Annotated in this window: 5 protein-coding genes; all 5 read left to right on the forward strand. The window is 41.7% G+C overall.

Annotated elements, in window-relative coordinates; all coding sequences use genetic code 11:
- On the forward strand, positions 1 to 877 hold an 877-nt coding region (locus tag PX482_RS09805), incomplete at its 5' end, for a M16 family metallopeptidase (RefSeq protein WP_288094410.1).
- Between the two features lie 73 nt (positions 878 to 950).
- On the forward strand, positions 951 to 1,205 hold the full coding sequence (locus tag PX482_RS09810) for a UPF0175 family protein (protein ID WP_002757721.1): 255 nt from the start codon (positions 951 to 953) through the stop codon (positions 1,203 to 1,205).
- Between the two features lie 349 nt (positions 1,206 to 1,554).
- A complete protein-coding gene (gene ppsA, locus PX482_RS09815) occupies positions 1,555 to 3,996 on the forward strand; it encodes a phosphoenolpyruvate synthase (protein ID WP_002757719.1) in 2,442 nt (813 codons plus the stop codon).
- 434 nt (positions 3,997 to 4,430) lie between these two features.
- Entirely contained in the window at positions 4,431 to 5,471 is a 1,041-nt protein-coding gene (locus PX482_RS09820; RefSeq protein WP_288096557.1) for an NACHT domain-containing protein, read from the forward strand.
- Between the two features lie 104 nt (positions 5,472 to 5,575).
- Entirely contained in the window at positions 5,576 to 6,871 is a 1,296-nt protein-coding gene (locus PX482_RS09825; protein ID WP_288096559.1) for a GUN4 domain-containing protein, read from the forward strand.
- Positions 6,872 to 7,368: the final 497 nt, after the last annotated feature.

Raw genomic sequence — 7,368 nt, forward strand, 5'->3', positions numbered from 1 at the left:
AAAGCTAGTCTATGGTGATAATAGCCCCTACGCTCGTACTGTAGAATATAGCACTTTAGCTAATATTGACCGTCAGGATTTAATCGATTTTTATCGTACCTATGTCCGTCCCGACCAAATAATTTTAGGAATTGTCGGTGATTTTGATTCTCAGTCGATGAAAGCATTAATCAATAAGACTTTTGGCGATTGGAAAAATCCCGCCACTGCCACTAAAATTGTCACCCCTTCGGCAACCCAAAAAAATCTTCAAGGTGTCTTTGTCGTCAATCAACCCCAATTAACCCAGAGTAGCGTTTTATTAGGTCATCTTGGTGGTCGTTTGGATAGTCCCGACTATCCCGCTTTAACGGTATTAAATGAGATTTTAAGCGGTTTTGGTGGTCGTTTATTTAATGAAGTGCGCTCCCGTCAAGGATTAGCTTATTCTGTCTATGGTATCTGGAATAGTCGTTATGATTATCCTGGTTTATTTATTGCCGGAGGTCAAACTCGCACCGATGCTACCGTGCCTTTTATTAAGGCAATTTTAGGCGAAATCGAGCGCCTTCGCAATCAACCCGTTACTGCCAAAGAATTGGAAGATGCTAAAAATGCTATTCTCAATTCTTTTGTTTTTAAGTTTGAGAAACCTGGTCAGAATTTATCGCGATTGATGACCTATGAATACTATGGTTATCCCCAAGATTTTATCTTCCGTTATCAACAAGCGGTAAAAGGGGTGACAATTGCCGATATTCAACGAGTGGCCCAACAATATCTGCAACCGAATCAAATTGTGACTCTTGTGGTGGGTAATGAACAGGAAATTCAACCTCCCTTATCCAGTTTGGGAACTACGGTTAAAACTGTTGATGTCACCATCACACAAATATAAATAAATCTAGGTTGGATGGAGCTAAACTAGGTGAAATCCAACCTAGAAAAATGGGACAAATATAGCACGATATATGACTTTACAACTCACCATAAATTATCCTGAAAATTTACCCGACTTTCTTCAAAAAAACCGCGAGGAATTCGAGAGAGAAGCAACTTGGGCTATGGTAGTAAAACTCTTTGAGATGAAACGTATTTCATCGGGTATGGCTGCCAATTTATTAGGAGTGGATAGGGTTAATTTTTTATTGAGATTGACCGATTTTGGCGTAGGGATGATTGACTTAACAGAAGAAGAACTATTATCAGACTTTGAAAATGCCTAAAGCTAAATTACAGCCCTTCTCATAAAAAAAGTCTAACCTAATTTGGTATTGACTCCTGACTGCTGACGACCGACTCCCCAAAACGAAAACTTCCTATCTCACCATTGAGATAACTGCTGTAACTATTTTGAGATAACTAAGGCTATCATTGAGGAAAGTTACTGTTGAGACTCCTGATTAGTTTGTTAATTTTTGTGTTAAGTAGCTAGACAATTAAACCCTTTAGAGATAGGGTGATCGTAGCTGAGTTTGCTATTATATAGTTTTGTAAATAAATATCAAACTCAAGGGTTTTTGAAGATGGTATGTCGCTAAACTGAAAGTATAAAGTACAGAGGTAAAAATACTTATGATGCTACTACAAGATGTTGCGAGAACCTCTAGAGAACAAGCATTAATTCTGTGGTTTGAAGAAGTAGACAGCAAAGATGTAGGATTAGTCGGCGGCAAAAACTCCTCCTTAGGCGAAATGATCCAACAATTAACCCCGAAAGGGATTAATGTCCCCACAGGATTCGCCACCACCGCTTACGCTTACCGTCACTTTGTCGAAAAAGCCGGACTAGACGCACAATTAAGACAAATTTTCCAAGATTTAGACGAAAACGATGTCCAAAACTTGCAAGAAAAAGGTAAACAAGCACGCACATTAATTCTCAATACACCGTTCCCCGATGATTTAAGTCATGCGATCGCTATTGCCTATCGCCGACTCTGTGAACGTTATGGCGATGATCTCTATCATTCCATAGATGTGGCCGTTCGCTCAAGCGCCACTGCCGAAGACTTACCAGAAGCGAGTTTTGCCGGACAACAGGAAACCTATCTCAACGTGCAAGGGGTAAGGGGAGTTTTAGAAGCTTGCCATAAATGTTTTGCCTCTTTATTCACCGATCGCGCTATTTCCTACCGTCATCATAACGGTTTCGATCACTTTGCCGTCGCCCTTTCCGTCGGTGTCCAAAAAATGGTGCGTTCAGATCTAGCCACCTCCGGGGTGATGTTTTCCATCGATACGGAAACAGGGTTCAAAAATGCCACTTTAATCACCGCAGCCTACGGTTTAGGGGAAAATGTCGTGCAAGGAGCCGTTAACCCCGACGAATATCTGGTTTTTAAACCCACTCTTAAAAACGGTTACAAACCCATCCTCGACAAACGCCTCGGCAGTAAAGCCATCAAGATGATCTACGATGATGGAGGATCGCGTCTAACCAAGAATATCCGAGTTAACAAGCTAGAACAGGATCAATTCTGCATTAGTGACCAAGAAATCCTCACTTTAGCCCGTTGGACGACCCAAATCGAGGAACATTACTCGCAAGTGCGCGGAACCTACACCCCCATGGACATCGAATGGGCAAAAGATGGGATCACGGGAGAACTCTTTATCGTTCAGGCGCGCCCAGAAACCGTACAATCGCAAAAAGCCGCTAATATCCTTAAATCCTACGAAATTAAAGAAAGAAGTCAAGTTTTAGCGGTGGGACGAAGTGTAGGTGCAGCAATCGGTCAAGGAAAAGCCAGAGTCATCCTCAGTGTAGATAAAATCAACAACTTTAAACCGGGAGAAGTTCTCGTCACCAATCGCACGGATCCCGACTGGGAACCGATTATGAAACAAGCAAGCGCGATCGTTACTAATCAGGGTGGTCGTACTTGCCATGCCGCTATTATCGCGCGAGAAATGGGCATTCCGGCGATCGTGGGTTGCAATAATGCCACGGAAACGATTAAAACCGGTCAGGAAGTCACCGTTTGCTGTGCGGAAGGGGATGAAGGGAAAGTTTACCTCGGATTGCTACCCTTTGAAATTCTTGAAACTCCCCTGGACAATTTGCCCCAAACTCGGACAAAAATCCTCATGAATATCGGTAATCCCGAAAAAGCCTTCGCTTTTGCCGATATTCCTGCCCAAGGGGTCGGTTTAGCGCGTCTAGAGTTTATTATCGCTAACCATATTCAGGCCCACCCCAGCGCCTTGCTGAAATTCCACGAATTGGAAGAAGGAGACGTAAAAGACCAAATCGCCGAATTAACCAAACACTACGAGGATAAACCCCAATTTTTCGTCGATAAATTGGCCCGGGGAATTGCCATGATTGCAGCCGCATTCTACCCCAAAGATGTAATTGTGCGGATGTCCGATTTTAAATCCAATGAATACGCTAATTTATTGGGTGGCAAACCCTTTGAACCCAAGGAAGAAAACCCGATGATCGGTTGGCGCGGCGCTTCCCGTTATACTGATCCTAATTATCGCGAGGCTTTCGCTTTGGAATGTCGGGCGCTGAAAATGGTCCGGGAAGAAATGGGATTAACTAATGTGATTCCGATGATTCCTTTCTGTCGTACCCCCGAAGAAGGGATGAGAGTCCTCGAAGAAATGGCGAAAAATGGTCTCGAACGCGGGGTTAATGGTTTGCAAGTTTATGTGATGTGTGAGTTACCAAGTAATGTAATTCTTGCCGACCAATTTGCTCAGGTGTTTGACGGATTTTCGATCGGTTCTAATGATTTGACCCAATTAACCTTAGGATTAGATCGGGATTCTGCCCTAGTTGCCCATCTTTTTGATGAACGGCATGAGGGAGTTAAACGCATGGTGAAAATGGCCATTGAAACCGCTAAAGCCCATAATCGCAAAATCGGTATCTGTGGTCAAGCCCCCAGTGATTACCCCGAATTTGCTCAATTTTTAGTGGAATTAGGCATCGATTCTATCAGTCTTAATCCTGATTCTGTCCTCAAGACTTTATTGATGGTGGCAGCAGTGGAGCAAGGACAATAGTTTAGTGATAAAGGTGGGACTTGCCCACCTTTTTTTGTACTAAGCCAACTAACTTCATCATACTGAAAATACATATAGCCCACTATGGCTATTTTTTAGTTGTCTCTTAACAAAGATTAACTTTAAACTGCGATCAAGAGATAAACTTAGATTTCGTCAGGATTAAGGCCTAATTCCCGCAGTTTATTGGCTAATCGTTCCGCTCGTTGTTTTTCCTGATTATAGCTAGTGAAAGCTTGTCCATCGGGATAAAAAAGCGACATTTCCGGTTCGATCCCCCCTGCCCCCCTTGATAAGGGGGGTGCCGATCCCCCCTTAATCCCCCCTTGATAAGGGGGGTGTCTGATAATTTTTAACGCCTACCTACTTATAAGCCAATAACACCACTCTAAAGGGGTCTAGTATAATTAGAAGAGGTTGATCAAAGGGGGTTTATGGACGATAAAACCGCAAAGCCGGAAGAATCCGAATCTGAAGAGAAAAAAGAATCAGATTTTGACCAGGAAAAGGAACAGGCTGAAGTTTGGACGGGAAAAATCACTGCTTTTGTTGCCCATCAACTCCGAACCTCCGCTCCTTCCCTTCCAATTATCGGGGGTAGCATTACAGGCGGCTTAACTTGGCTTAGTCAACATGACACGGTTAAGGCGATTATTGTCGGGGGAGTCACTTTTATCGTCACGGGCTTTTTTACCTACGGATCAGCCTGGAGTCAAGGGTTTTTAGAAATAGCAAGAACCAAAGGTAAAAATCATGGTAAAGGTACAGCTTTAAGCTTTTTTGTTTGGCTAGACAAAAGACTGGAAAAAATACGTTGGCAATTAGCTAATCCTGACGGGAAATATTTAATTAAATTACGGGATTCAGATTGTCGTTATGATGATATTGAAGGGATTGAAGATGCAATCTTTGGTTTTTCTACTCCGGAACTGGAAGAAATTTTTATTAATTTGGATCTGAGTCAATTAGAACTGCGCTCAGAAGAAGAATCTAAAGGTACGGGGGATGATATTTGGGATTTATTGCGTCGGGCTAAAAAGAGGACAAATTTACGGTTGTTAATTCTGGCTCCTGGTGGACGAGGAAAAACAACTTTATTGCGTCATTTAGCCTATAACTACGCTCTAAAACAACCGAAACAAAATGCACCTTTTTTAATTCCTGTCTTTTTACGTTTACGGAGATGGCAGGAAGTGATTACCACCACAGAAGGATTAGATTTACCGACTTTAATTGAGCGACATCTTAAACAAGATATTTCTCAAGAATTAGATTTACCTCAGAACTGGGCTAAAAGTCATTTAACCCGTCAGCGAATGTTAGTGATGTTTGATGGTTTTGATGAAGTTAAACCCGAATATGCCGAAAAAGTCAGTCAATGGATTGGCAAACAGTGGCATGATTTTCGCCAAAACTATTTTATTTTAACCTCTCGTCCCAAAGGCTATCAAGCGTTTATAGCGGTAAGCGCTTGAGTGAGATACAAACCAAGCTTTGCCTAGCATGGTTTATAGCTCGTGACACTGTACCTCATACGACTGCACACCGCTATAGCTCTGAGCATAAACATCGGCAAAAGGTGTTTATTAATGAATTTACCGATAAAAATATTCGGGATTTTGTGTATAAATGGTATTTCTGGCAAGAGCAGGAAACCAGAGTTAGCAGAAGTTTAAAAGCTAAACAAGAAGCTGCCGATAATAAAGCAAAGGATTTAATTAATCAGTTATTTGCTCTCGATGATTCCGGGGAAAGTTCTACTCTATTAGCCTTGGCGAGAAATCCCTTAAATCTGAATATGATAGTACAGTTACATCGGGCAAACTTTGGCTCGGGACAAAAATTACCTCAGCAACGAGTGGATTTATTTCGCCGAATTTTTGATCTGCAATTGATCACTCGCCCTCAAGCTAGGGGCATTGATATGATTTTAGATAATAATGAGGAAAATCATCGTCAACGGGTATTACAACAGTTAGCCCTGAAAATGGGAAATACAACCACGATTGAATATTCGGAATTACTGAGTTCTATACAAAATTTTATTCAGGAATTGGGTTATCCTGAAAGCACTTCGGCTAAGGATTTTGTAGAGCGGTTAATTCATGTGAGTGAGTTAATTTTGAAAAAAGATGAATACTATGAGTTTGCCCATAATTTTTTTCAATCCTATTTAATCGCTTTGGAAGTTAAACGGTTAAAGCAAGAAAATTTACTCAAGGAAAATTGGGAGCAAAATCTCTGGTACGAGGCTTGCATTATGTATGCTACTTTATTGATTAATCCGACTGATTTTATTGTCTATTTTTATAATCAATCTAATCCTAAAGCTCAGGGATTAGCGGAGCGATGTTATCGAGAATTACCTGTTAAAAAACGTCGAGGTTTGGAATTTTTAGAACAAAAACGACAGACTTCTCTCTTTACACAACTAGAAACCTATCTGAAAAATGGCCAATGGCGCAAAGCCGATGAGGAAACGGCGCGGTTAATGTTGTTAATTGCTAAAAGGGAAGATGAAGGCTGGCTAGATGAAGAAAGCATTAACAACTTTCCCTGTGAAGAGTTACGCACCATTGACAAGCTCTGGGTAGATAATAGCGGCGGCAAATTTGGCTTTTCTGTGCAGAAAAAAGTCTGGCTGGATTGCGGTGGTGTCCCAGGGGAATACGATTATGATGTGTATAAAAAATTCGCTGACGAGGTGGGTTGGCGCAGGGGCGGAGACTTGTTGAGCTATGATCAGCTAACTTTTTTATTAGATGGTAGTAAGCACGCACACCTACCCTTGAAGAAGGATGAAGAGGGGTTTGTGAGGTGGTATATCACTTTTCTCGCGCAGAGACTTGTAACCTGTAATATATCACAGATTTAGACATCTTAAACCAGTAAAAAGCCCCCCTTGATAAGGGGGGTTGGGGGGATCAAACCTATGCAATTAACCAATCATCTTAAATCAGTAAAAAGCCCCCCTTATCAAGGGGGGTTGGGGGGATCAAATTCAACCAGTAAAAAGCCCCCCTTATCAAGGGGGGTTGGGGGGATCAAACCTCAAAACTGCCCCCCAAAATTCCCCTGCTAACAGCAAAACTTATCAACAATAACACCTGATTTTTTAATAAAAAAACGCAATCGCTTTAAGTTTCATCCCCCCGCCTACGACTCCTTGATAAGGGATATTATAGCGGTTCTCACCCCTGGGTGGCACAGTTAAACCTTTGCTGATTAAGCTTTTGGCTCTTCGGTTTGTGTTATGCAATGGACGGGGGTTATAAGGGATGGAACCCTTATATAGAAAGGCATTTAGCGATTTTTGTCAATTGTTTTTTATCTAGAGCGAACTAATCAATTAAGTCTTTTGCCAGATAAGGA

Source organism: Microcystis sp. M53602_WE12 (assembly GCF_030065455.1).
Classification (GTDB): Bacteria; Cyanobacteriota; Cyanobacteriia; order Cyanobacteriales; family Microcystaceae; genus Microcystis; species Microcystis aeruginosa.